The organism is Pseudomonas sp. GNP013, from assembly GCF_054343995.1.
This window is the reverse complement of sequence record NZ_JBTGUT010000001.1, coordinates 1620270-1643653: the sequence shown is the minus strand read 5'-3', so window position 1 is coordinate 1643653 and position 23384 is coordinate 1620270. Positions and strand designations below refer to the sequence as shown.

The following is a 23384-nucleotide window of genomic DNA, read 5'->3' as shown; positions in this document are numbered from 1 at the left end:
CGGATAAATCTTTGCCAAGCGTAAAACCGCTCTACCCCAATGGCTGGCGAAGCGCCTGGAACGCGGTTACTATTCAAACAATATTTTAAAAACAAGAAACAAATCAGTCCTCGACACGCCTCACGCAGCCCTCGAAGTTATTTCAACGTTTTTCCGAGAGGTGACGGCGGCATCCAGACTGCAGGCGTAGGCGACGATGACAGAGCACTTCGCGCAACCCCCATTGATCTCCCTGCAAGGCATCGGCAAGCGCTATCAACTGGCGGGGCAAGACCTGCCGATTCTCAATGACGTGTGCCTGTCCATCACGCGCGGCGACAGCTGCGGCATCCTCGGCGCCTCCGGCTCCGGCAAAAGCACCCTGCTCAATATCCTCGGCCTGCTGGATTTACCCAACGGCGGCCAGTATCGCTTTGCCGGCCACGATATCTTCAGCGCCACGCCGGATGAACTGGCGGCGATCCGCAACCAGCAGATCGGCTTCGTGTTCCAGAGTTTCAACCTGCTGCCACGCCTCAGCGCCCTGGACAACGTCGCGCTGCCCCTGAGTTATCGCGGCGTGTCGCGCCATGAATCGGTGATACAGGCGCTGCGCATGCTCGACCAGGTGGGCCTGGCCGAACGCGCGCACCATCACCCTGCCGACCTCTCCGGCGGCCAGCGTCAGCGCGTTGCCATTGCGCGGGCGCTGGTGGGCAACCCCTCGGTGATCCTCGCCGACGAACCCACCGGCAACCTCGACAGCAGCACCGCCCAGGACATCATGGACCTGCTGCTGACGCTCAACCGCGAGCAGCAGGTGACCCTGATCATCGTCACCCACGATGCGCAGATCGCCGAGCGCCTGCAGCGCAAGATCCTGGTGCGCAACGGCGTGGTGAACGAGGCCGGCCCATGAGCCTGCGCGTTGAACAGAGCCTGAGCCAACTGCTGCATGAAGCGTTCGTCAGCCTGCGCACCCTGGGCAAACGCTCGGTCCTCGCGTTGCTGGGCATTGTGATCGGCAGTTCGTCGGTGGTGGCGCTGATCAATATCGGCCACAACGCGGCAGTGGATGCCGCGATGATTTTCAAGGACATGGGCACCGACACCCTGATCGCGCAATTCCCGACCAAACGCAGCGGTAACCTGAGCATGCGCGCCCATCTCGACCTGGACGCCGTGCGCAGCGCCGTCCCCGGCATCGCCCATATCGGTGCGCTCAGCCTGTTCAGCGGCCCCGTCGTGTTCAACGGCCGCACGGCGAATGCCAACCTGGTCGGCACCACACCGGGTATCCACGAGGCCATGCGCCTGGTGCTGCGCGAAGGACGCTTCCTGTCGCCCTTCGATGCCAATGAAACCTACGCGGTGATCGGCGACCAGGTGGCCCAGGCCCTCGGCGCACCGGGTGATCCGCTCAGGCTGGGCGACCGTGTGCGCATCCACGACTACCTGTTTCTGATCGTGGGCATCCTGCACAACCAGCCCCGGGCGATGCTGATGCCGGTGCAGGCCAACGAGTCGCTGTTCATCCCCGCCGAGGGCATGCGCCGCATCTACGCCAACCCGCAGATCGGCAATGTGATCATCCGCGCAGCGCCCGGGCAGGACATGGAGCGCATCGCCCGCGAGGCCGCCGCTGCGCTGCAACGTCAGCTGATTGACCACAACGTCGACATTACCGTGCCCCAGCAAATGATCGACGGCATGACCCGCCAGAGCCGCACCTTCGCCTATCTGCTGCTGGCCCTGGGCGCGATTTCGCTGGTGGGCGGCGGTGTCGGGGTGATGAACGTGATGTTGATGAACGTCTCGCAGCGGCGCCGCGAAATCGGCATTCGCATGGCGCTGGGCGCGCGCCAGCGGGATATTCGCAACCTGTTTCTGCTCGAAGCCGTCACCCTCACCGCTGTCGGCGCCGTCTGCGGCGCCGTGCTCGGCATGACGGCGGCGTGGCTGTATGCGTGGCTGTCGGGCTGGGTGTTTTCATTGGCGGTGGCGGCCCTGCCCCTGGGAGTGGGCAGCACGCTGCTGGTGGGCTTGTTCTTTGGCATTTACCCGGCGGTCTCGGCCTCCCGGTTGCAGCCGGTGGAGGCCTTGCGCGATGAGTAAATGGCTGTGGCTGCTGGCCCTGCTAAGCCTGCCCGGCATGGCCGCCGAGGTGGTGATCAAGCCGTCGGCACCGAGCACCTCCCGCAGCGGCTACGACCGAGGCGTGTCGCTGAATGCCCAGGCCACCAGCCTGACCCTGGGCGACGCCGTGTACCTGGGCCTGCGCAACAACCCGGCGATTCGCAGCGCGTACCTGCAGCGGGTCGCGCAGAAGTTCGACCTGCGGGTGGCCGAAGACGTGTTCAAGCCCAAGCTCACCCTCAACAGCTATTACCGTGGCACCCGCGGCTCCCAGGACAGCGCGCGCAATGCCAACCTCGCACCGTCCACCAGCCTGCTCGGCGAATACGGCACGCGCCTGAGCATGGCCTGGACCCAGCAACTGAACAACGCCGACCGCGCCGGCCGTTACCGCAGCGACGGTCTGGACCTGGCCGTCATCCAACCGCTGGCACGCGGCGCCGGCTGGGACGCCACCACCGCGCCGCTGCGTCTGTCGCGCCTGTCCGAACAGGCCAACCGCCTGAACCTCAAGGCCACCGTGGCGGGCACCATCAGCCAGATCATCGCCACCTACCGCGAATTGCTGCGCGCCCAGGAGCAACTGCTGATCGTGCAGGAAGCCCTCAAGCGCTCCAACACGTTGCTGGAGGTAAACAAAGCGCTGATCAGCGCCGGACGCATGGCCGAATTTGAAATCGTGCAGACCGAAGCCGATATCGCCACCCAGCAACTGGGCGTCGAAGAAGCGCAGAACCAGCTCGATAGCAGCCGCCTGGCGTTGCTGCGCCTGCTCGCGCTGGACCTGTCCACGCCGATTCGCGCCAGTGAAGCCCTGGAGGCCAGGCCCATGGAGATCGACAAGCGCCAGGCCTTCAACCTCGCGCAAACCCAGCAACCGGAATACCTTGCCGCCCTGCTCGGCAGTCAGCAGGCCGACCTTAACCTGGTGATCGCCAAGGACTCCGGGCGCTGGCAAGTGGACCTGGTGGCCGGCGCGAACCAGGTGCGCGACGCCTATGACAATGACAACGGGCGCAGTAACAACCGTAGCTGGGACAGCTATGCCGGCGTGCAGGTGCAGATCCCCATCGGCGACATCAGCACGCGCCAGGCCGAAGTGCGCGCGCGGGTGAATGTGGAAGATCAGGAGATCCGTATCACCGACGCCCGCCAGGAGCTCGAACGCTCGGTCAACGATGTGGTGCGTGACCTGGGCACCCGCTGGCGCCAGTATGAAATCTCGCGGCGCGCGGTGGAGCTGTCGCGGCGCAAGATCGAGATCGAGCGTGACAAACTCAGCGCCGGGCGCTCCACCAACTTTCAGGTGCTGAGCTTCGAGACCGACCTGCGCAACGCCGAGAACGCGCAGCTCAATGCGCTGATCGCTTACCTGAACGCCCAGACCCAGCTCGACCTGACGCTGGGCATGACCCTGGAAAGCTGGGAAATCGCCCTCAATGACTACTAATCAAAAACGCCTGCTGGTTGCTCTGTTGATCGTGCTGGCGGGCGCTGCCGGCCTGGCCCTGCGCAGCCCGGCGCAAACGCCGGGCAGCGCCGACGAGCAATGGCTGGCGGTGAAACCTGATCAGTTAGTGCACCAGATCGGCCTGGTGGGCAAAATCGAGCCCGACACTACCGTCACCCTCACGGCGCCGTTCGACGGCAATGTGCAGGCCAATCTGGTGGAGCAAGGCCAGCGCGTCGAAGCCGGACAGGTGCTGTTGCGCATGGACCCGGCCACCCTCGAGGTGCAACTGCGCGACGCCCTCTCCGCCCAGCTCAAGGCGCGCCGCGCCGTGCAGGACATGCAGGACTGGGACAGCAGCGCCAATGTGAGTCGCGCCCGCCGCAGCCTGCGCACCGCCGAAATGACCGCCGACACAACCCGGCGCAGGCTCAGCGAAAGCGAAGACCTGTTCAAGCGCGGCATCATCCCGCGCAACGAACTCGACGACCTCAAGCAGCAGGCCCGGCAGCAACAACTGGACCTGGCGGCAGCCCGCGCCGAACTGCAACAGGCCCAGGACCAGGGTCGCGGCGAATACCGGCAGATCGCCGATATGGAGCTGACCAACGCCACGGTGAAATACGAAGCGCTGCAGCAACTACTCGCTGGCAAGGAGGTCAAGGCGCCGTTCTCCGGCATTGTGGTGCCCGCGCCCGGCAACAATTCGGCGCAAGCGGGCGGCAATACCAATGCCCCGGTGCAGTCCGGCAGCAAGGTCAGCCAGGGCCAGGTGCTGTTCGGGCTGGCGAATATCGAGCGGCTGAAAATCGTCGCCAAGGTCTCCGAACTGGACATCAACCAGTTGCACCAGGGCCAGGCGGTGGAGGTACTGGGCGATGGTTTTGATGGCGAGCGGCTGAGCGGGACGGTGAGCGTGGTCAGCGGCCTGGCGATTGCCAGTGAGGGCCAGGGCAGCGCGCAATTTCCGGTGACCCTGGCGATCCCCACACTTACCCCGCAGCAGTTGCAACGGGTGCGCCTGGGCATGAGTGCGCGCCTGACCATCGTGACCTACAACAATGCGCAGGCAATGGTGGTGCCAGGCCAGGCGATTGGGGCGGATATGACCGTGGAATATCGCGCGGCGATGGATCAGCCGGTGGAGCGAGTGAAAGTGACCACCGGGCAATCGACGCCGCAGGGCGTGGAAGTGTTCGGCCTCAAGCCCGGCTTCGTGAAAATCCCGAGACCTTGAAGTATTGACTGCACATGAGTCATTTCAGCCCCCCACATCCCTGTGCCGAGCGGTTTTTTTGTGCCGAGCGGGCTTATTGTGGCGAGCGGGCTTGCCCCGCGTTGGGGTGCGAAGCGCCCCCAATCAAGCAAAACGCGGTGTACCTGATACGGCTCAGCGTCTGGTTTTGGGGCTGCTGCGCAGCCCAACGCAGGACAAGCCTGCTCGCCACAGGGAATCTGCGCTAACTGAACGGCATTAGGGCTTGCCCCGCTCGCCACAACAAGCCCGTTTGTCACAGTAAGCACGCTTGTTACAGTAGGCCCGCTCGCACTTTTAGATCGTCGTCAGTTCCAGGGCCAGGGCCTTGGCCTGGAGTGCCACGTCGGTCACTGCTGTGCTTTCCCACCACATCCCGCGCAATGGCGGGCCCATGGCGAACAGGCGCGTGCTGACCCTACCCTGGGCATCGAGCACCGCACCGGTCGCATCCGCCGCGATTCCCAACGCCAGCGGGCCGGGCTGGATCAGCCCGCGCTTGAGCAACTGTTGCGGCAGCGGCCGGGCTACGCGGCGCCAGTCGTATTCGATGCCACTGGAGTTGATCAGCGCGGCGCCGCTCACCTGGGTAATGCCTTGCTCGCCGCGAAAACGCAGGCGAATGCTCACGCCGCTGGCGGCAGGCGCCAGGCCCTTGAACGATGCCGCCCGGATGCGCAATCGCCCCTGCGCCTGCAACCGCGCCACCAACTCGGCACTCAACGGCGGCGCACGGTGGTGATGGCTTTCCCACCACGGCCGTACATGCCGCACGAACTGACGCTTCTCGCCCTCGCTGGCCTGGCTCCACAGCCGGGCAATGTGCGCACGCACGGTGTCCAGCGGGGCCTGCCAATCAATGCCCTGCGCCAGCGCGCGGCGGCACTGGCAGCGCAGCGCGCGCAGTAATTGCCGAGGGCTGCGCAGCGCAGGGTCGGCGCTCAAAAAGTCCTCCCAGGCCGGCGGCTGCCGGCGCACATGGGGCAGCAGGCCGTGGCGTGAAAACACTTCGATCGGCCCGCGATGCCCGGCCTGCTCAAGAGACACCACGGCGTCGACCATGGTCAGCCCGGAACCGATGATCAGCACACTTCCCTGCGGGTCGATCCGCGTCATCGCCTGCACGTCCCACGGGTCCACCGCCGCCGCGTTGACGCCGCTGGAGTCGGTCTGTGGCGTGCGCGCCGCCGGGAACATGCCGGTGGCCAGTACGGCATGGGCACCGCGCAATTGCTCGCCGTTATCCAGGGTCAACAGCGCAGCGCCCGCCTCGACCTGCAGGTCGACCGCTTCAGCGCGGACATGCTCGACGGTGGAGGTGGACTGCGCCTGGGCTTCGGCCAGGCGCTGCTGCACGTACAGGCCGAACAGCCCGCGTGGCGGGAACAATTCACTGACCGGCACGTGCTGCTGATCGGACTCCGGCCAGCCACCGGCGGCGATATGGTCGGTAAGCCACTGGGTCAGGTCATCGGCATTGTCCGGGTCGACGCTCATGCGCGCCGCGTTGCCGTTCAGCGTGTGACCCAGCTCGACCGCGCTGTAGGCCTCGCCGCGTCCCAGCTCGGCGCGCGGCTCGATCACCAGGATTTGGCGTGTGCCGGGCAGGCGCAACAGTTGCACGGCGAGCATCGTGCCGCTCAGGCCGCCGCCGATGATCAGAACATCAGCGTTGCGGGTGGATTCAGTCATGCGGGTTGGCCCTTACTGTTTGCCCAGGTAAATATCGTGCAGGTCGCCCCGCGCCAGCAGTTCAGCGGCGCTGCCACTCAAGGCAACGCGCCCAGTATCCAGCACGTAGCCATGGGACGCATAGTTGAGCGCAACGTTTATGTTCTGCTCGGCGATCAAAAAACTCACCTGCTGCTCACGGTTGAGCTGGGCGATGATCGCGAAGATCTCCTGCACGATCATTGGCGCCAGGCCCATGGACGGCTCGTCGAGCAATACCAGCTCTGGGCGCGTCATCAACGCACGGCCAATCGCGACCATCTGCTGCTCACCTCCCGACGTGAGCCCGGCGCGGGTGTGGCGTTTGGTCTTGAGCCGTGGGAACCAGCAGTAGATGCGCTCAAGGTCCTGGGCCATGGCCTTGCGACTCAAGCGCCGCACAAAGCCGCCGCTGCGCAGGTTGTCTTCGACGGTCAACTGGCCGAATACGTGGCGACCTTCGAGCACGTGCACCATGCCCTGGCGCACACGCAGGCTGGGGTCGATACCGGCGAGGTCCTGCCCGGCGTATTCGATTACGCCCCGGCTGACGTCGGCACGCTCGGCGCGCACCAGCCCCGAGATAGCCTTGAGCGTGGTGCTCTTGCCCGCGCCATTGGCGCCGAGCAAAGCCACGATGGCGCCCTTGGGCACGCTCAGCGATACCCCGGCCACAGCCAGGATCGCGCCGTCGTAGATCACCTCAATGTCGTCGACCCTCAGCAGCGCCGGGCGCGCGGGTTGTGTGGCAGGTTGGTTCATGGTGTTGATCTCCGCTGCAGGTTTGAGTCGGCCAGCGCCCCCCCCGGCAGGAAGGGCTTCTGTGGCGAGCAGGCTTGTCCTGCGTTGGGCTGCGCAGCAGCCCCAAAACCAGACGCTGAGCCGTATCAGGTACACCGCGTTTTGCTTGATTGGGGGCGCTTCGCACCCCAACGCGGGGCAAGCCCGCTCGCCACACCAAAAAGTTCGGCGGTTACAGCGCGCTTGCCTTGAGGTCGCGGTAGCCGGCGCCGGGGTGGTTGGGCGCCAGGCGGGCGCCGTCGCCGAACAGCTTTTCGCGCAGGGTGCCCCGGGCGTAGTCGGTCTTGTACACGCCGCGCTTCTGCAATTCGGGCACCAGCAGGTCCACGGCGTCGATGAAGGTTTCGTGGGTCAGCGCGTAAGCCAGGTTGAAGCCGTCCACGTCGGTCTCTTCCACCCACTCCTGCAGCAGGTCAGCGACAGTTTGCGGGCCACCGACGAACAGCGGACCGAAGCCGCCGATGCCAACCCAATCGGCCAGCTCATTGGGGGTCCAGACCTTGTTCGGGTCAGCCGTGGAAAACGCTTCCACCGCCGACTGGATAGCGTTGGTGTGCACATGCTTGAGCGGTTCATCCGGCTGGAAGCGGCTGAAGTCGATGCCGGTCCAGCCGGAAATCAGCGCCATGGCGCCTTCGTAGCTGACATAGGACTTGTAATCGTCGAACTTGGCTTTGGCCTTGGCATCGGTCTCGCCGACGATCACTGTCTGCAGGTTGAAGATCAGGATTTTACTCGGGTCGCGCCCGGCCTCGGCAGCACGACGGCGGATATCGGCGACGGTCTTTTTCAGCAGCACCTTGGACGGTGCGGCGACGAATACGCACTCGGCCTGTTCGGCCGCGAACTGTTTGCCACGGCTGGAAGCGCCGGCCTGGTAGAGCACCGGCGTGCGCTGCGGCGACGGCTCGCACAGGTGAATGCCAGGCACCTGGAAGTGTTTGCCCACATGGCGAATCTCGTGAATCTTGCTCGGGTCGCTGAAAATCCGCCGCTCACGGTCACGCAGCACCGCGCCCTCCTCCCAACTGCCTTCCCAGAGTTTGTAGCAGACCTCAAGGTACTCCTCGGCGTAGTCGTAGCGCGCGTCATGTTCGGTCTGGGCTTGCTGGCCGAGGTTCTTGGCGCCGCTTTCCAGGTAAGACGTGACAATGTTCCAGCCGATGCGGCCCTTGGTCAGGTGGTCCAGCGTGGACAACCGGCGGGCGAACGGATACGGGTGCTCGAACGACAATGAGGCGGTCAGGCCGAACCCCAGGTGTTCAGTGACCAGCGCCATCGGTGCGATCAGCGACAAAGGATCATTGACCGGCACCTGGGTCGCCTGGCGAATCGCCGCGTCGCCCGTGCCGTTGTACACGTCATAAATGCCCAGCACGTCGGCGATGAACAGGCCGTCGAACTTGCCGCGCTCAAGGATTTTCGCCAGGTCCGTCCAGTATTCCAGGTCCTTGTACTGCCACGAACGATCACGCGGATGCGCCCACAGGCCGGGAGACTGGTGGCCGACGCAGTTCATGTCGAAGGCGTTCAAGCGGATTTCACGGGCCATCAAAACACTCCGTTGAGGTGATAGTTGCCGACGACCCGGTATTTGTGGCGCAACGGGTCATCCAGGGTCGACGGCAGCGCGGTGCGTTGGCCGGTCAGTTCGAATTCGGCGTTGCTCACGGCGACCAGGGCCTCGGCGGCAGCGATATGCGCCTCGGTGAGCGCCACCGGGCTGGGGTGGGTGTCGACGCGTTCGAGCAGGGCCGCGGCCAGGTCGACGCGGATCTGCAAGTCGCCGAAGCGGCTGATCACATAGGGGTCGTCGCTGCGGGCGACGAAGCGCCGGGTGGTTTCCAGCAGTTGGCGGGCTTGGTTCAGGGCGGTCATGGGCGGGGTTCCTCAGTTCCAGGCGTGGCGCGCAGGTTTTACCCCGTTGAGCACGAAGTTGCCGATCAGGTGGTACTTCCAGCGAGCCGGGTCATGCAGGGTGTGGGTGCGCGCGTTGCGCCAGAAGCGGTCGAGGTTGTGTTTGCCGGTGACCGAGCGGGTGCCGGCCAGCTCGAACAGCTTGCTGCTGGCGAGCAACGCGGTTTCAGCCGACAGGACCTTGGCCTGGGCCACGATCAGCGACGCGTTGGCGACCGTGTCTTCGTTGGGTTCGCCGAGCGCCAGGTCGATCGCCCGGCCGGCCCGGGCGAGAATGGCTTCGGTGCCGTGCACACGCCATTGCAGGTCACCGATGCCGGCGATGGTGAAAGGGTCCTGCCAGCCGTGGTCCTGCTGGCTGTCGATCCACGGGCGAGCCTGACGTGCGTGCAGCTTTGCCTGTTCCAGCGCACCGACGGCGATGCCGGTGTCGACGGCGGCCTGGATAATCTGTGAGATCGGGCCGTGGGCGGTTGGCCGGTCGAAGGCCTCATGCGCCGGGATGACCGCACTCAGGGGCACCGTCACGCCGTCGAGGGTCACGCCGCCGCTGGCCGTGGTGCGCTGGCCGAAGCCGTCCCAGTTGTCGATCACGCTCAGGCCCGGCGCGTCGCGCTCAAGCAGGGCGATAAAGGCCTGGCCGTGTTCGTTGTTGCCAACGGTGGGCACGATATGGGCGAACAGCGCGCCGGTGCAGTAGAACTTTTCGCCGTCGACCTGCGCGGTGTCGCCGTGGAAGCGAATCTGCGTGTCGAAGGTGCCGGCGTTCCTGCTCTTGGCTTCGGAGAACGCGTTGCCGAAACGATAGCCCGCGAGGACCTTTTCGAAGTAATGGCGCTTTTGCGATTCGCTGGCGGTTTGCTGCAGGATATCCACGATGCCCAGGTGGTTCTGCGGGATCTGGCCCAGGGACGGGTCGGCGGCGGAGATCAATTTGATCACCTCGGCCACCGTCACATAGGACACACCGGCGCCGCCGTAGGCCTTGGGTACCGTGATGCCCCACAGTCCGCTCGCGGAAAACTCGTCGAGCTCGGCCACTGGCAGGCGACGCTCGCGGTCGCGCGCGCTGGCCTCGACGGCAAAGCGTGCGGCCAGGCGGGTGGCGACCTCGATGGCTTCGGCGTCCGAGCGGATGAGGTGGGCAGGGTGTTGAGGATGGGCTGACATGGGCCGACTCCAGGCTCCGATAGGTTATCGGCGTGATTGCAGGAGTCGTGCCTGAATGTAATCACCAGCAAAATCAGGCGTTTGCAACGGTATTCGGGGATTTTTACAAGGCTGAAACCAGCAAAGTGTTCAGCCACTGTTGCCGCACCAACAGTCAGATCACAACGTTGCGCACAAACCGCACGGCCACCTCGCCATCATTGCGATAGTCGTGCACATGGCGGCTGGCGAACATGTAGAACTCACCGGCGGCGACGCGCTTTTCTTCAGCGCCCACCAGCAAGGTGAGGCAGCCTTCGAAGACGAACAGTTGCACGCTCCAGCCGTCCGGGTCGGAACCGGGGGTGTAGCGATCACCCGGCGCCAGGTGCATCTCCCACAGTTCGACCTCGCGGCGCGCGGTGGCCTTGGCCAGCAACACGGCTTTACTGCCGGCAATCTCGCCGGCCCAGACCAGCTCGTTGATGCGGCTGTGGTCGGGTGCACCAGGCGCCTGGATCAGGTCGCTGAAAGCCACGTCCAGCGCTTCGGCCACGCGATCGAGGGTGGACAGGCTGACGTTTTTCTCGCCGGCCTCGATGGCCACCAGCATGCGCCGGCTGACCCCGGACTTTTCCGAAAGCGCAGTCTGGCTGAGGTCGGCGGCGTGACGCAGGCGACGCACGTTCTGACTGACGTGCTGCAGGACCGAGGCCCGGTGTGGATTTTCTTTGTGCACTATATTGCTCAATGAGTGGGTGTGCGCAGTATACTGCCCAGCGTGCGGCGCATTGTGCGGTCCGTGCCCTTCCCTTGCAAGACCGAGCCGCCATGACTACCCCGAACTCCCCGTCGCGTTTCAACCGTTTCAGCAAAGCCGAATGCATCCTGGTGGTGATCACCATGATCTGGGGCGGCACCTTTTTGCTGGTGCAGCACGCCATGGCGGTCAGCGGGCCGATGTTCTTCGTGGGGCTGCGCTTTGCCGCCGCCGCCATCGTGGTGGGGTTCTTTTCCGTGCGCACCTTGCGCGACCTGACCCTGTTCGAGCTGAAGGCCGGCGTGTTCATCGGCGTGGCAATCATGTTCGGCTACGGTTTGCAAACCATCGGCTTGCAAACCATCCTCAGCAGCCAGTCGGCGTTCATTACCGCCTTGTACGTGCCCTTCGTACCCTTGCTGCAATGGCTGGTGCTGGGCCGGCGCCCGGGGTTGATGCCGAGCATTGGCATCATGCTGGCGTTTGCCGGGTTGATGCTGCTGACTGGCCCGGCGGGCGCGTCGCTGAATTTCAGCGCAGGGGAAATCGCCACGTTGATCGGCGCTGTCGCGATTGCCGCCGAAATCATCCTGATCAGCGCCTTCGCAGGCCAGGTGGACGTGCGCCGGGTGACGGTGGTGCAACTGGCCACCGCATCGTTACTGTCGTTCCTGATGGTGGTGCCGATGGGCGAGGCGCTGCCGGGGTTCTCGTGGTTGCTGCTGTTCAGCGCGGCAGGCCTGGGCCTGACCAGCGCGGTGATCCAGGTGGCGATGAACTGGGCACAACAGAGCGTTTCGCCGACACGGGCCACGCTGATCTACGCGGGGGAGCCGGTGTGGGCAGGCGTGGTCGGGCGCCTTGCCGGGGAGCGTTTCCCGCCGATTGCAATGCTGGGGGCGGTGTTGATTGTGGTGGCGGTGATCGTGAGCGAGTTGAAGACCAAGGGGCAAAAGGCCTTGGAACTTCAGGATGCGCTGGAAGAGGAACAGCGGGGCTGAGGGCGGACCGTCCACATTGAACGGTGCGGCTTGAAATATTGCCAAATGAGATTATTCGACCGCTTCTGTAGGATCCTGCCACACCTTGGCGTTTGGTGATCGAGAAAGCGGCACGTATGATGCATCCCAAACTCCCGCAGATTAGAAGCCTATGTCCCTGATAGTTCTACTGCTTCTGCCATTTATTGGCAGCTGTCTGGCGGCCTTGCTGCCGCACAATGCACGTAATACCGAATCGCTGCTGGCGGGCCTTGTGGCGCTGGTCGGAACGGTTCAGGTCGCCCTGCTTTACCCTCAGATCGCCTACGGTGGCGTGATCCGCGAGGAATTCACGTGGCTGCCCAGCCTCGGCCTGAACTTCGTGCTGCGCATGGACGGCTTTGCCTGGCTGTTTTCGATGCTGGTGCTCGGTATCGGCACGCTGGTGTCGCTGTATGCGCGCTACTACATGTCGCCGGATGACCCGGTGCCGCGTTTCTTTGCGTTTTTCCTGGCCTTCATGGGCGCCATGCTCGGGCTGGTGATCTCCGGCAACCTGATCCAGATCGTGTTTTTCTGGGAACTGACCAGCCTGTTCTCGTTCCTGCTGATCGGCTACTGGCACCACCGCGCCGATGCGCGACGCGGCGCCTACATGGCGTTGATGGTCACCGGTGCCGGCGGCCTGTGCCTGCTGGCCGGGGTGATGCTGCTGGGGCATATCGTCGGCAGCTACGACCTGGATCAGGTGCTGGCGGCGGGCGATCAGATTCGCGCGCACTCGCTGTACCCGGTGATGCTGGCTCTGGTGCTGGTGGGCGCGCTGAGCAAAAGTGCGCAGTTCCCTTTCCATTTCTGGCTGCCCCACGCGATGGCGGCGCCTACACCGGTTTCTGCGTACCTGCACTCGGCGACGATGGTGAAGGCCGGCGTGTTCCTGCTGGCCCGTCTGTGGCCGTCGCTGTCGGGCAGCGAAGAATGGTTCTGGATCGTCGGCGGTGCCGGCGCCATTACCCTGGTACTCGGCGCTTACTGCGCCATGTTTCAAAACGATCTCAAGGGCCTGCTGGCCTATTCCACCATCAGCCACCTCGGGCTGATCACCCTGCTGCTGGGCCTCAACAGCCCGCTGGCGGCAGTCGCCGCCGTCTTTCATATCCTCAACCACGCCACCTTCAAGGCCTCGCTGTTCATGGCGGCGGGCATCATCGACCACGAAAGCGGCACGCGGGATATCCGCAAGCTCAGCGGCCTGGTGCGCCTGATTCCGTTCACCGCGACCCTGGCGATGGTGGCCAGTGCGTCCATGGCCGGCGTGCCGTTGCTCAATGGCTTTCTGTCCAAAGAGATGTTCTTCGCCGAAACCGTGTTTATCTCGTCCACCGAATGGGTGGAAATCGCCCTGCCGCTGATCGCGACCATTGCCGGCACGTTCAGTGTGGCCTACGCGTTGCGCTTTACCGTTGACGTGTTCTTCGGCCCGCCGGCGACCGACCTGCCCCACACACCCCACGAGCCGCCGCGCTGGATGCGCGCGCCGGTCGAGCTGCTGGTGTTTACCTGCCTGCTGGTGGGGATCTTCCCGGCCCAGGTGGTCGGCCCGCTCCTCGCGGCGGCGGCGCTGCCGGTGGTGGGCGGCGTGTTGCCCGAGTACAGCCTGGCGATCTGGCACGGCTGGAACGCGCCGATGGTCATGAGCCTGGTGGCGATGTCCGGCGGTGTGGTGCTGTACCTGATGCTGCGCAAGCAACTCAAGCGCGGGCGCTTCAAGTACCCGCCGCTGATCAGCTACTTCAACGGCAAGCGCGGCTTCGAGCGCAGCCTGGTGGTGATGATGCGCGGCGTGCGCAAAATCGAAAAACGCCTGAGCACCAAGCGCCTGCAGACCCAGCTGTTCCTGCTGGTGCTGGTGGCGGTGATCGGCGCCATGATCCCCATGCTGGGCAGCGGCCTCACCTGGGGCGACCGGCCGAAGATCCCTGGCTCGGTGGTGTTCGTGACCCTGTGGGTACTGGCCATCACCTGCGCCCTGGGCGCCGCCTGGCAAGCCAAGTACCACCGACTCGCGGCCCTGACCATGGTCAGCGTGTGCGGCCTGATGACCTGCATCACCTTCGTGTGGTTCTCGGCACCGGACCTGGCACTCACGCAACTGGTGGTCGAAGTGGTGACCACCGTGCTGATTCTGCTCGGCCTGCGCTGGTTGCCGAGGCGGATCGAAGAGGTCTCGCCGCTGCCGAGCACGCTGCGCAAGGCGCGCATCCGCCGCCTGCGCGACTTCCTGCTGTCCAGCGCGGTGGGCGGCGGCATGGCGCTGTTGTCCTACGCGATGCTGACCCGCCAGACGCCCAACGATATCTCCTCGTTCTACCTGAGCCGTGCCCTGCCCGAAGGCGGCGGCAGCAATGTAGTCAACGTGATGCTGGTGGACTTCCGTGGCTTCGACACCCTGGGCGAAATCACCGTGCTCGGCGCCGTGGCGCTCACCGTATACGCGCTGCTGCGACGCTTCCGCCCCTCGAAGGAAAGCATGCAACTGCCCACGCAACAGCGTCAGCTGGCGCCGGACGTGGCCACTGACCTGGTCAACCCGCGCCAGGCCAGCGACACCGCACTGGGCTTCATGATGGTGCCAGCGGTGCTGGTGCGCCTGCTGCTGCCGATTGCGATGGTGGTGTCGTTCTACCTGTTCATGCGCGGCCACAACCAGCCGGGTGGCGGCTTTGTCGCAGGCCTGGTGATGTCGGTGGCGTTTATCCTGCAATACATGGTGGCCGGCACCCAGTGGGTGGAGGCGCAGATGAACCTGCGGCCAATGCGCTGGATGGGCTTCGGGCTGCTCTCGGCCACCCTCACCGGGCTGGGCGCGTTGTTTGCCGGTTACCCGTTCCTCACCACCCACACCTGGCATTTGAGCCTGCCGGTGCTGGGCGATATTCACGTCGCCAGCGCGCTGTTCTTCGATGTTGGCGTGTACGCCATGGTGGTCGGTTCGACCCTGCTGATGCTCACCGCCCTGGGTCACCAATCGGTGCGCGCCCATAAACCCAGCAACCAGGCCAAAGTGGTTGCCGCAACACAAGGAGCCGCCTGATGGAAGAAGTCATTGCAATTGCCATTGGGGTGCTGGCGGCCTCGGGCGTCTGGTTGATCCTGCGGCCACGGACCTTCCAGGTGGTGATGGGCCTGTGCCTGCTGTCGTACGGGGTCAACCTGTTCATCTTCAGCATGGGCAGCCTGTTTATCGGCAAGGAGCCAATCATCAAGGACGGCGTGCCCCAGGACCTGCTCAACTACACCGATCCCCTGCCCCAGGCGCTGGTACTCACGGCCATCGTGATCAGCTTCGCCATGACCGCGCTGTTCCTGGTGGTGTTGCTGGCGTCTCGGGGCCTGACCGGCACTGACCATGTCGACGGCCGGGAGCCCAAGGAATGAATTGGGTCAATCAACTGATCGTCGCACCGATTCTGCTGCCGTTGCTCACGGCGGGGCTGATGCTGATGCTGGGCGAGAAACGCCGCCCGCTGAAGGCCAAGATCAACCTGCTGTCGAGCCTGCTCGGCGTCGGCGTGGCGGCTCTGCTGCTGTACTGGACGCAACAGGGTGGCCCGGGCTCCATTGGCGTGTACCTGCCGGGCAACTGGCAGGTGCCGTTCGGCATCGTGCTGGTAGTGGATCAACTGTCGGCGCTGATGCTGGTGCTGACCGGGATCATTGGCGTGAGCGCACTGATGTTCGCCATGGCCCGCTGGGACCGTGCCGGCACCAGTTTCCACGCGCTGTTCCAAATCCAGTTGATGGGCCTGTATGGCGCGTTTCTCACCGCCGACCTGTTCAACCTGTTCGTCTTCTTCGAGGTGCTGCTGGCCGCGTCCTACGGCCTGATGCTGCACGGTTCCGGCCGCGCGCGGGTGTCGTCGGGGCTGCACTACATTGCGATCAACCTGCTGGCCTCGTCGCTGTTTCTGATTGGCGCAGCGATGATCTACGGCGTGACCGGCACGTTGAACTTCGCCGACCTGGCGCTGAAAATTCCGCTGGTGCCGGAGGCTGACCGTGGCTTGTTGCATGCCGGTACCGCGATCCTCGCCACGGCGTTCCTGGCCAAGGCCGGCATGTGGCCGCTGAACTTCTGGCTGGCGCCGGCCTACTCTTCGGCCAGTGCACCGGTGGCGGCGATGTTCGCGATCATGACCAAGGTCGGCGTGTACACCGTGCTGCGCCTGTGGACCCTGCTGTTCTCCGGCCAGGCCGGTGCGTCAGCGCTGTTCGGCGGCGACTGGCTGGTGTACGGCGGCATGGCGACCATCGTCTGCGCGGCGCTGGCGATGCTGGCGGCACAACGGCTGGAGCGCATGGCCAGCCTGAGCATTCTGGTGTCGGCCGGCATCCTGCTGTCGTCGGTGGGTTTTGCCCAGCCCAGCCTGACGGCTGGCGCGCTGTTCTATCTGGTGAGTTCCACCCTGGCCTTAAGTGCGCTGTTCCTGCTGGCGGAGCTGATCGAGCGCTCGCGCTCGGCCAATGACCTGCCGCTGGATGAAGAAATCGACGCACTGCCCAAGGCCATGGAATCCTTGCACCCGCGCCCCGGCGTCAACCTCGATGACGAACAGAAAGCCGTGGTCGGCCAGGTGATTCCGTGGACGATGGCGTTCCTCGGCCTGAGCTTTGTCGCCTGTGCGCTGCTGATTATCGGCATGCCGCCGCTGTCCGGGTTTATCGGCAAGCTCAGCCTGTTGAGTGCGCTGGTCAATCCGTTGGGCCTGGGCAATGCGGTCAATGAGCCGATCCGTCCGGCCGCCTGGGGCCTGGTGGCCCTGTTGATCCTCTCGGGCCTGGCCTCGTTGATTGCCTTTGCGCGCCTGGGCACCCAGCGCTTCTGGACCCCGGAAGAGCGCCCGTCGCCGCTGCTGCGCCGCTATGAGTGCGTGCCGATCTTCCTGCTGCTGGGCCTGTGCATTGCGCTGACCTTCAAGGCCGAGCCGTTGATGCGCTATACCCTGGCGACCGCCAAAAGCCTGAACAACCCGGAGAGCTACGTGATGGCGGTAATGGCCACGCGCCCGGTGCCGAGCCCCGAAGGCAAGGCCGCCGCCCTGGAGGTGCAACCATGAAGCGCTTGCTGCCTGCGCCGTGGCTGTCATTGGCACTGTGGGTGCTGTGGCTGGTGCTCAACCTGTCGGTGAGCCCCGGCAATCTGCTGCTCGGCGCGTTGCTGGGGTTTCTCGCCCCGCTGATGATGGCGCCGCTGCGCCCGCAACCGATCAGCCTGCGCCGCCCTGGCGTGATCATCCGCCTGTTTTTCCTGGTGGGCCGCGATGTGATTGTGTCCAACCTGCAAGTGGCGTGGGGTGTGCTGGTGTGCGGCTCGCGCCCGCCGCGCTCGCGCTTTGTGAGGATCCCCCTGGACCTGCGCAGCCCAAACGGCCTCGCTGCGCTGTCGATGATCACCACCGTGGTGCCCGGCACCATCTGGTCGGAACTGGCGCTGGACCGCAGCGTGCTGTTGTTGCACGTGTTCGACCTGGAGGACGAAGCGCCGTTTATCGAACACTTCAAGTCCACCTATGAGCGCCCCCTGATGGAGATCTTCGAATGAGCGCCCTGCTCTCCAATGCGATCCTGCTCAGCCTGTTCCTGTTCTCGCTGGCCATGGTGCTGACCCTGATCCGCCTGTTCAAGGGCCCGTCGGCCCAGGACCGCGTTCTGGCGCTGGACTACCTGTACATCCTGGCGATGCTGATGATGCTGGTGTTGGGCATTCGTTATGCCAGTGACACCTACTTTGAGGCGGCGCTGCTGATCGCGCTGTTCGGCTTCGTCGGCTCGTTCGCCCTGGCCAAATTCCTGCTGCGTGGGGAGGTGATTGAATGATGCCAATGTGGATGGAAATCGTGGTGGCGGTGCTGCTGGTGTCAAGCAGTGTGTTTGCTCTGATCGGCGCGCTGGGGTTGTTGCGCATGAAGGACTTCTTCCAGCGCATGCACCCGCCGGCATTGGCCTCGACGCTGGGCGCCTGGTGTGTGGCGCTGGCGTCGATTATCTACTTTTCGGTGCTCAAGTCCGGGCCGGTGCTGCACGGCTGGCTGATTCCGATTTTGCTGTCGATCACGGTGCCGGTCACCACGCTGCTGCTGGCGCGCACGGCGTTGTTCCGTAAACGCATGGCTGGCGACGATGTACCTGCGGAGGTCAGCAGCCGCCGTTGAAGCTAACCGGGAGGGGGCGGCCCACCTGTTAATTGACAACGCTCGGTACCGATGCGAACGGTGCCGCGTTTGCCTTCTCGAGCATCTCGGACACACTGGGGAACGTGCCCTGGGAAAAGCGCGCCTTTTCAAAAAGATCCGCAGGTACATATACCCCCATCCCCACTTTCACGGGAAGGCCTCGTTGGGTACGCGTCAAAAACTTCGATAATTTGCCAGGTTGATCCCACAGTCCCAGAAATCCCTCTGTCGGATTGAACAACGCACGAAGCAACGCATTGCTTTCCTTAAGGGAGTTAGCCACGAAGGCCTGTCTGTTCAAGCGTGAAGCCAGTCTGATGGCCTTCCCCGTCTTGTAGACCGTCTGTAAACCGCCTGTGCCGATGAGCGACACAAGATCAATCAGCAACCCTTTCACTCCTTGACTGACACTCCCTTCGTAGATGTCGACCAGCGCGCCGACAAACGAAATCATCGACACCAGCGCGCGCCCGTTCTCCTTGCTCATCAAACGATCCACATAGCCCATTGCGTTGTCTTCGCTGGGTAGCACCGCATTCGCATAATCGAGCAGTGCCTGGCGATGACCGCTGTAATTGCCGATGTAGTTACCCTGAAGGAGGGTGTCGACGATCGCCTGAGTCTTGACCGACTCAAAGGTGTCGGGAACCCACTCATTGCGGCTGCCACCCTGCCCGGTCGCAGACGACCCACCCAGCGATGCGCCCACTCTCGAGATGATGACTTTCGACGATGCGCCGGGACGTGGTGCCTCGCCAGTGAGGTAAGCGTTGAAGTCGAACGGCTGCTGGGTACCACGCAAATACCGATGCACCCTGGAAGGTTTTCGCACCAGGTACTCTCGCACCTCTTCGATCACGCCCTCATTCAGTTTCAGGTTTTTTCCGGCCAGATCTGCCGTGCGATCAATGATTTTCCCGGACGCCGGGAAGAACTCACAGTAATGGGTTTTATCCTGATAGCGGACGCGCAACAACGACCCGTGCCAGCCTCGATTGCGGGCGACCTTGTTGCCTGTGGCGGCGTCTTGAGGCTGAGTCTCACCGGTTTCCTGGCGCAGTCTGTAGATATCAACGGTTCCCCATTCCAACGCCTGTCGAATGTCGAGCGGCAAGTTCGCAAGTGTCATTTTCATTAGGGCAGGCATCGCAGCTTTGGTGTCGCCCAGATACCCATCGACTGCGCCGGGGACCTGGTCGGCAATTTTTTCGAGTGATGCGATCCGCCTGTCGAACTCTGCCTGGGTGATGAGCGGATGGGTGAAGCCAAACGGCCCCTTGTGCAGATCCCCCGTTGCATAAGCCTCCACCAGCGTGGGCTTTTTTGCATTGACCCCACTCCCTATAAGATCGAATTTGGTGGCGGGCTTTCGCAACGTGAGGGTTTGCAGTTCGTCGTCCGTCAACTCCGGAAACGTCGGTTTAAGTGCCTTGAACGCCAGACCGGTGCGGGTAGGGGGCGATGCGCCGAGCGTTTCGATGGCGTTTTCGAGCATTTGAGCACGACGTTCAATGCCGTCGCGGGCCTTGTGGTAATCCTCAGCGGTGTATTGATCGTCGCTGCGCTGAGGCACGATGCCCGCCATGACCCCGACGTCGAGCACCACTTTTGCGCCCAACCCTTCGACCAGGGCCTGTTGCGCCGGCGGGAAGGCTTGCGACATGGTCAGCGCGCCCAGCTCATTGAGGTTCATGCCACGGCTGGCGCCTGCCCCTCCCCACACCTCCGCCAGGGCCGTTCCCAGGTTGAGGGTCATCCACGCAGGGCTGCCAATGCGTATTGCATCCACCGACAACCCAAGTTGCTCAAGCGTATTGTCGGCGTGTGGCGGATTCGGTTTTACCAGGAACTCCGGTGCGGCATGCGCCAGGAACAGGTGCGCCAACAAGGGCGCGGCGCGCACGCTCACGCCCTTTTCCTCCACCAGGTGCCTTTCGAAATCCTTGCGCACCGCCCTCATCTCGCGACCCATATTGGCCGGGGCGTAGAAGTGATAACCCGCCGAGTGGCCGGGGCTTGCGGGCGCCTGCGGATCGACACTGAGCAGGATGGCGCTGGTCACCAGCGCTCGTCGCTGCCTGGCACCGGCAGCATCGTCATCCGTTCGTTGAGTCCAGTTCAAATGCTGGGCGAGCTCTCTGCCCCACGCCTGCGCCAGCGGCGTGTTGAGCAACTGGTGCCAGATCCGGTCTGCATTAGCGGCGGTGTCCTGCGGGATAACCTGCGTCACGAGTCGACGCCCCAACTGGGCCCCTACCGTATTGGCGCCATACTTCTGATCGGTCGCCAACGCCGCCAGCGCGCGCTTGTCATTCGCCGACAAGGTACCAACAGCCCACTGCTTGGGCAGCAGCTGCGCGTAATTGCTGTCTTGTGGGGGCGGCGCAAAGCGCGTACGCAGCCAGTTGGCCGCGGCGCGAACGTCACCTGCCGTGTCGAGTTCATCCAGGTTCATCGACCTGGCGACCTCTTGCAGCGTACAACGCTCATCGGTGCATGGCGCGCCTGGCACGGGTTCACTCAACACTGGGCTGAACCCGATATTCGCCAACGAAATCGGCGCGCTGTCAGCGATGCCGCTGGCCGCCCGTTCCAGAGCGTCTGCGAGGTTTTCCTGATCGTCGAGCGCGTTGATTCCGCGTGTTGACCATTCGAGCCTGAGAAGGTGATTGCGTGTCTCTGTCGCAGACAACGGGGGCCAGTTCGCCTCCATCTGTTTCACAAGCGTGCTCGCCTGCTCTTGGGTAACGGCGGGCTGGACGCCGTAGAACAGACTCGCCACGTTTCGCGAAACGTGCGGGCTATCTGCTGTGACATAAGGAACACCGTGGTGAGTGGGGTCCAACGCCTCAAGCGCGCGCATCACGCGCGCGGACACCTGCCACCAGCCGGACGTGTCCTGCAGGCTGTAGGTCTGACGAGAGACCACGCCGTTATGGGTGACAAAGCCCGACACGCTGTTGCTGCCGATAACCACCGAGTCCAGCGAGAAACCCTTGCCCCTGAGCCAGGCCAATACCTCGGGCTGATTCACCACCTGCTTGAAGAGGGCGTAGGGTTGAGAAATCAGAGACCGTGCAGGCACCGTCACTGACGAATCAGTCACGCTGCCCATCGTTGAGATCAACTGCGCCTGAAGGTTTTTATCTGCATCGCCGGAATGAGATGGCGGGTTCCCCAACACACCTAGCGTATGGCGCCTGGGTTTTTCTGGCGCCTGCACGCTCTCACGTTTGCGGCGCCGTGACGCGCCGTGTTCAAACTCGACTGAGTCGGCGGGGTTGCGCAGCAGCCCAGGCAATACTGGCCCGCTGCGTGTCTGGTGGCGCGGTAAGCCAGGTACCGCTTGCTGATGCTCGGCAGGCATAAGCGGGCTGTCAGCAAGCGGGGTAGAAGGCGCTGGGCTATCCGGTTGGCTTTCAGGTGGGAATGGATACGCAATTGGGTGCGTGGGGTACCCGGTCAAGGAAGCAGGCATGTTCAATCCTCGGCAAAGCGCTAGTGAAAGCGTCCTCGTCCTGAGAACTGTTAACGCCAAGGTAGGAATAGAATTGCTCGCCCACTATAGGAAAACGCCGGTAACCCCCGCGAAAAACCCTGGCGTCCGCGACTGATTCAATACGGCGACAGGCTATGCAACCGTCCCCGGGGTTAGCTCAGTTGCTCGCACAAAAATGCGCTGCTGGCGGTCCTGGAGGACGGATGAAAGGCCAGTACCCGCGAAGCCACCTGCAGATCAATGAGTAACAGCGCGCGATCCTCCGGCGAGCCTTTGCGCGACAGCAATGCGCGAGACGCCAACGCGCAGGCCATCCCCAGATAGGACGCGCTGGCCAGCAATTGAAACCAGATGGCGAACACATGGCTGCCCATGCCTTGCTCGGTATCACCGAGTTGATCATCCAGCGCTGTGCTGAAGTGCATCATGGCGTCGGGCACCACGAGATTATTGAACCTGACCTCATGACTGTCCGCGGCCTGCAAATGCGGAACCGACCAGAACGGTTTGCGTTCGATACGTGGGTCGCCGGCAACACCTGCGCCGATCCCCAGGTGCGTGCGGCCTTCAGGGTCCACGTAGTTCACATCAAAGGTGATGACGTCGAAGTGGTGAGTCAGGGTGCACGGTTTTTTGCTTCCGCTGACGACGTAACCGCCGGCAGCTTGTTCTCCATTTGTGCCCGTTTGGCACTCACGGCATACAGGAAATTAGCGTCTGCCACCATCGAAGGACTATCACCACTGAATTCAGATCTACGCGTTGCCTGCGTCAGCTCAGACTTGGACAGGTGATACCAACGGTTATCGCGCATCTGGATGTTCCAGCCATCAGCCGAAGCGATCACCTGCTTGAAAATATCGGTAGGCTTCTGACCAAACCTCATCATCGCGATCTTTATCGATGCAGCCGTGGTGCAATTGCCCTTGTTGGACCCCTGCTTGAAACCACTCCAGATATTGCCGGGTTCATTGCCAACGCCAGGCCTCCTGCCAGGATCAGTCCTTGCCGTGTAGACATCGTGGTGATTCACCCACTGAGTGGGAGCCTGCTGATAAAAGCGCTGCGGGTTATGCAGTGAAGGTCTGTGGTACGCAGGTCGTTGAACGGCTACGGACCTCGGCTCGGGCCGTCGCAAAACGTCTGCATGCGGGGCCGGCTGCGTCGTCGGCTGACGAGCCATCCGTGACTGCCCGTAGGCCTCCACGGTATGAATCAGTTGGTTGAGATTGTTCTTGAAGCCGCCATCATCGGTTTTATCCCGAATCACCTTTAACCTGTCTACCAGGCCTGGCGCCCACTGCGTCCGGGCCCCCGGCGTAGCACGAAGCCACTCATTGACCCATTACCTGACCGCAGCAACGTCGGCCTCGTGCGCGGCAGGCCTCGCCTGCAGGTGCGACTGAATGGGCGAATAACGCGCACGCCCATCTACCGATCCCATCACTCCCGGATTCCACATGTTCGGTTTTTCTCCACTGGCTGATTGAAAGGCCGAACGGCCCAATCGCTCAG

20 protein-coding genes are annotated in these 23384 nt (G+C 63.5%); 11 read left to right on the top strand and 9 right to left on the bottom strand.

Annotated features, from left to right (window positions below; all coding sequences use genetic code 11):
• Positions 1-196 precede the first annotated feature (196 nt).
• Genes ACXX81_RS07500 through ACXX81_RS07485 form a run of 4 tightly spaced genes read left to right on the top strand, consistent with a single transcriptional unit; the run spans position 197 to position 4802 of the window.
• The gene (locus ACXX81_RS07500; RefSeq protein WP_209982880.1) at positions 197-898 is read left to right on the top strand and encodes an ABC transporter ATP-binding protein; all 702 of its coding nucleotides are present in this window, start codon (positions 197-199) and stop codon (positions 896-898) included.
• The gene (locus ACXX81_RS07495; protein ID WP_458571431.1) at positions 895-2094 is read left to right on the top strand and encodes an ABC transporter permease; all 1200 of its coding nucleotides are present in this window, start codon (positions 895-897) and stop codon (positions 2092-2094) included. The genes ACXX81_RS07500 and ACXX81_RS07495 overlap by 4 nt, the downstream gene beginning before the upstream one ends.
• A complete protein-coding gene (locus tag ACXX81_RS07490) occupies positions 2087-3565 on the top strand; it encodes a TolC family protein (protein WP_209982886.1) in 1479 nt (492 codons plus the stop codon). Before ACXX81_RS07495 ends, ACXX81_RS07490 begins: the two co-directional genes overlap by 8 nt.
• Positions 3555-4802: an efflux RND transporter periplasmic adaptor subunit gene (locus tag ACXX81_RS07485; protein WP_231422808.1), complete on the top strand. Its 1248-nt coding sequence runs from the start codon at positions 3555-3557 to the stop codon at positions 4800-4802. Before ACXX81_RS07490 ends, ACXX81_RS07485 begins: the two co-directional genes overlap by 11 nt.
• Positions 4803-5117: 315 nt before the next feature.
• Here the strand turns inward: ACXX81_RS07485 and ACXX81_RS07480 are convergent, their stop codons facing one another.
• The 6 genes from ACXX81_RS07480 to ACXX81_RS07455 form a co-directional block, all read right to left on the bottom strand.
• A complete protein-coding gene (locus ACXX81_RS07480) occupies positions 5118-6512 on the bottom strand; it encodes an FAD/NAD(P)-binding protein (RefSeq protein ID WP_458571430.1) in 1395 nt (464 codons plus the stop codon).
• 12 nt (positions 6513-6524) lie between these two features.
• Complete coding sequence (locus ACXX81_RS07475; protein WP_209982895.1) at positions 6525-7292, bottom strand: ABC transporter ATP-binding protein; 768 nt, start codon at positions 7290-7292, stop codon at positions 6525-6527.
• Positions 7293-7503: 211 nt separating this feature from the next.
• Positions 7504-8883: an LLM class flavin-dependent oxidoreductase gene (locus ACXX81_RS07470; RefSeq protein ID WP_458571429.1), complete on the bottom strand. Its 1380-nt coding sequence runs from the start codon at positions 8881-8883 to the stop codon at positions 7504-7506.
• Complete coding sequence (locus ACXX81_RS07465) at positions 8883-9209, bottom strand: acyl-CoA dehydrogenase (RefSeq protein WP_458571428.1); 327 nt, start codon at positions 9207-9209, stop codon at positions 8883-8885. Before ACXX81_RS07465 ends, ACXX81_RS07470 begins: the two co-directional genes overlap by 1 nt.
• Positions 9210-9221: 12 nt before the next feature.
• Positions 9222-10418 (bottom strand): SfnB family sulfur acquisition oxidoreductase, encoded by a 1197-nt coding sequence (locus ACXX81_RS07460; RefSeq protein ID WP_458571427.1) that lies wholly within the window; start codon positions 10416-10418, stop codon positions 9222-9224.
• A 154-nt stretch (positions 10419-10572) separates the two neighbouring features.
• Positions 10573-11136, bottom strand: a complete 564-nt coding sequence (locus ACXX81_RS07455; protein WP_209982903.1) for a helix-turn-helix domain-containing protein — start codon at positions 11134-11136, stop codon at positions 10573-10575.
• Positions 11137-11228: 92 nt separating this feature from the next.
• Between ACXX81_RS07455 and ACXX81_RS07450 the strand changes: the two genes are divergently transcribed.
• The 7 genes from ACXX81_RS07450 to ACXX81_RS07420 all read left to right on the top strand — a co-directional run bounded on the left by ACXX81_RS07450 (position 11229) and on the right by ACXX81_RS07420 (position 18349).
• Entirely contained in the window at positions 11229-12158 is a 930-nt protein-coding gene (locus tag ACXX81_RS07450) for a DMT family transporter (RefSeq protein ID WP_458571426.1), read from the top strand.
• A 151-nt stretch (positions 12159-12309) separates the two neighbouring features.
• Positions 12310-15231 carry a monovalent cation/H+ antiporter subunit A gene (locus ACXX81_RS07445; protein WP_209982906.1) on the top strand — a complete coding sequence of 974 codons (2922 nt, stop codon included), beginning with the start codon at positions 12310-12312 and terminating at the stop codon, positions 15229-15231.
• Positions 15231-15575, top strand: coding sequence for a Na+/H+ antiporter subunit C (locus ACXX81_RS07440; RefSeq protein ID WP_003192163.1), 345 nt, complete (start codon positions 15231-15233; stop codon positions 15573-15575). The genes ACXX81_RS07445 and ACXX81_RS07440 overlap by 1 nt, the downstream gene beginning before the upstream one ends.
• A complete protein-coding gene (locus ACXX81_RS07435; protein WP_057007547.1) occupies positions 15572-17254 on the top strand; it encodes a monovalent cation/H+ antiporter subunit D in 1683 nt (560 codons plus the stop codon). Before ACXX81_RS07440 ends, ACXX81_RS07435 begins: the two co-directional genes overlap by 4 nt.
• On the top strand, positions 17251-17739 hold the full coding sequence (locus ACXX81_RS07430; protein WP_057007548.1) for a Na+/H+ antiporter subunit E: 489 nt from the start codon (positions 17251-17253) through the stop codon (positions 17737-17739). The genes ACXX81_RS07435 and ACXX81_RS07430 overlap by 4 nt, the downstream gene beginning before the upstream one ends.
• Entirely contained in the window at positions 17736-18014 is a 279-nt protein-coding gene (locus ACXX81_RS07425; protein ID WP_010209507.1) for a K+/H+ antiporter subunit F, read from the top strand. Before ACXX81_RS07430 ends, ACXX81_RS07425 begins: the two co-directional genes overlap by 4 nt.
• Positions 18011-18349, top strand: a complete 339-nt coding sequence (locus ACXX81_RS07420) for a Na+/H+ antiporter subunit G (RefSeq protein ID WP_209982912.1) — start codon at positions 18011-18013, stop codon at positions 18347-18349. Before ACXX81_RS07425 ends, ACXX81_RS07420 begins: the two co-directional genes overlap by 4 nt.
• Before the next feature lie 28 nt (positions 18350-18377).
• On the opposite strand, the gene ACXX81_RS07415 is transcribed toward ACXX81_RS07420, so the two are convergent.
• The 3 genes from ACXX81_RS07415 to ACXX81_RS07405 form a co-directional block, all read right to left on the bottom strand.
• Positions 18378-21737, bottom strand: coding sequence for a hypothetical protein (locus ACXX81_RS07415; protein WP_458571425.1), 3360 nt, complete (start codon positions 21735-21737; stop codon positions 18378-18380).
• Positions 21738-22021: 284 nt separating this feature from the next.
• The gene (locus ACXX81_RS07410) at positions 22022-22447 is read right to left on the bottom strand and encodes a hypothetical protein (RefSeq protein ID WP_458571424.1); all 426 of its coding nucleotides are present in this window, start codon (positions 22445-22447) and stop codon (positions 22022-22024) included.
• A 38-nt stretch (positions 22448-22485) separates the two neighbouring features.
• Positions 22486-23139 (bottom strand): hypothetical protein, encoded by a 654-nt coding sequence (locus tag ACXX81_RS07405; RefSeq protein WP_209982919.1) that lies wholly within the window; start codon positions 23137-23139, stop codon positions 22486-22488.
• Positions 23140-23384 lie beyond the last annotated feature (245 nt).

Excerpts from the sequence above, each read along its gene's own strand:
- ACXX81_RS07500 (WP_209982880.1), top strand. The coding sequence starts at position 197 with ATGACAGAGCACTTCGCGCAACCCCCATTGATCTCCCTGCAAGGCATC.
- ACXX81_RS07495 (WP_458571431.1), top strand. The coding sequence starts at position 895 with ATGAGCCTGCGCGTTGAACAGAGCCTGAGCCAACTGCTGCATGAAGCG.
- ACXX81_RS07490 (WP_209982886.1), top strand. The coding sequence starts at position 2,087 with ATGAGTAAATGGCTGTGGCTGCTGGCCCTGCTAAGCCTGCCCGGCATG.
- ACXX81_RS07485 (WP_231422808.1), top strand. The coding sequence starts at position 3,555 with ATGACTACTAATCAAAAACGCCTGCTGGTTGCTCTGTTGATCGTGCTG.
- ACXX81_RS07480 (WP_458571430.1), bottom strand. The coding sequence starts at position 6,512 with ATGACTGAATCCACCCGCAACGCTGATGTTCTGATCATCGGCGGCGGC.
- ACXX81_RS07475 (WP_209982895.1), bottom strand. The coding sequence starts at position 7,292 with ATGAACCAACCTGCCACACAACCCGCGCGCCCGGCGCTGCTGAGGGTC.
- ACXX81_RS07470 (WP_458571429.1), bottom strand. The coding sequence starts at position 8,883 with ATGGCCCGTGAAATCCGCTTGAACGCCTTCGACATGAACTGCGTCGGC.
- ACXX81_RS07465 (WP_458571428.1), bottom strand. The coding sequence starts at position 9,209 with ATGACCGCCCTGAACCAAGCCCGCCAACTGCTGGAAACCACCCGGCGC.
- ACXX81_RS07460 (WP_458571427.1), bottom strand. The coding sequence starts at position 10,418 with ATGTCAGCCCATCCTCAACACCCTGCCCACCTCATCCGCTCGGACGCC.
- ACXX81_RS07450 (WP_458571426.1), top strand. The coding sequence starts at position 11,229 with ATGACTACCCCGAACTCCCCGTCGCGTTTCAACCGTTTCAGCAAAGCC.
- ACXX81_RS07445 (WP_209982906.1), top strand. The coding sequence starts at position 12,310 with ATGTCCCTGATAGTTCTACTGCTTCTGCCATTTATTGGCAGCTGTCTG.
- ACXX81_RS07440 (WP_003192163.1), top strand. The coding sequence starts at position 15,231 with ATGGAAGAAGTCATTGCAATTGCCATTGGGGTGCTGGCGGCCTCGGGC.
- ACXX81_RS07435 (WP_057007547.1), top strand. The coding sequence starts at position 15,572 with ATGAATTGGGTCAATCAACTGATCGTCGCACCGATTCTGCTGCCGTTG.
- ACXX81_RS07430 (WP_057007548.1), top strand. The coding sequence starts at position 17,251 with ATGAAGCGCTTGCTGCCTGCGCCGTGGCTGTCATTGGCACTGTGGGTG.
- ACXX81_RS07425 (WP_010209507.1), top strand. The coding sequence starts at position 17,736 with ATGAGCGCCCTGCTCTCCAATGCGATCCTGCTCAGCCTGTTCCTGTTC.
- ACXX81_RS07420 (WP_209982912.1), top strand. The coding sequence starts at position 18,011 with ATGATGCCAATGTGGATGGAAATCGTGGTGGCGGTGCTGCTGGTGTCA.
- ACXX81_RS07415 (WP_458571425.1), bottom strand. The coding sequence starts at position 21,737 with ATGCCTGCCGAGCATCAGCAAGCGGTACCTGGCTTACCGCGCCACCAG.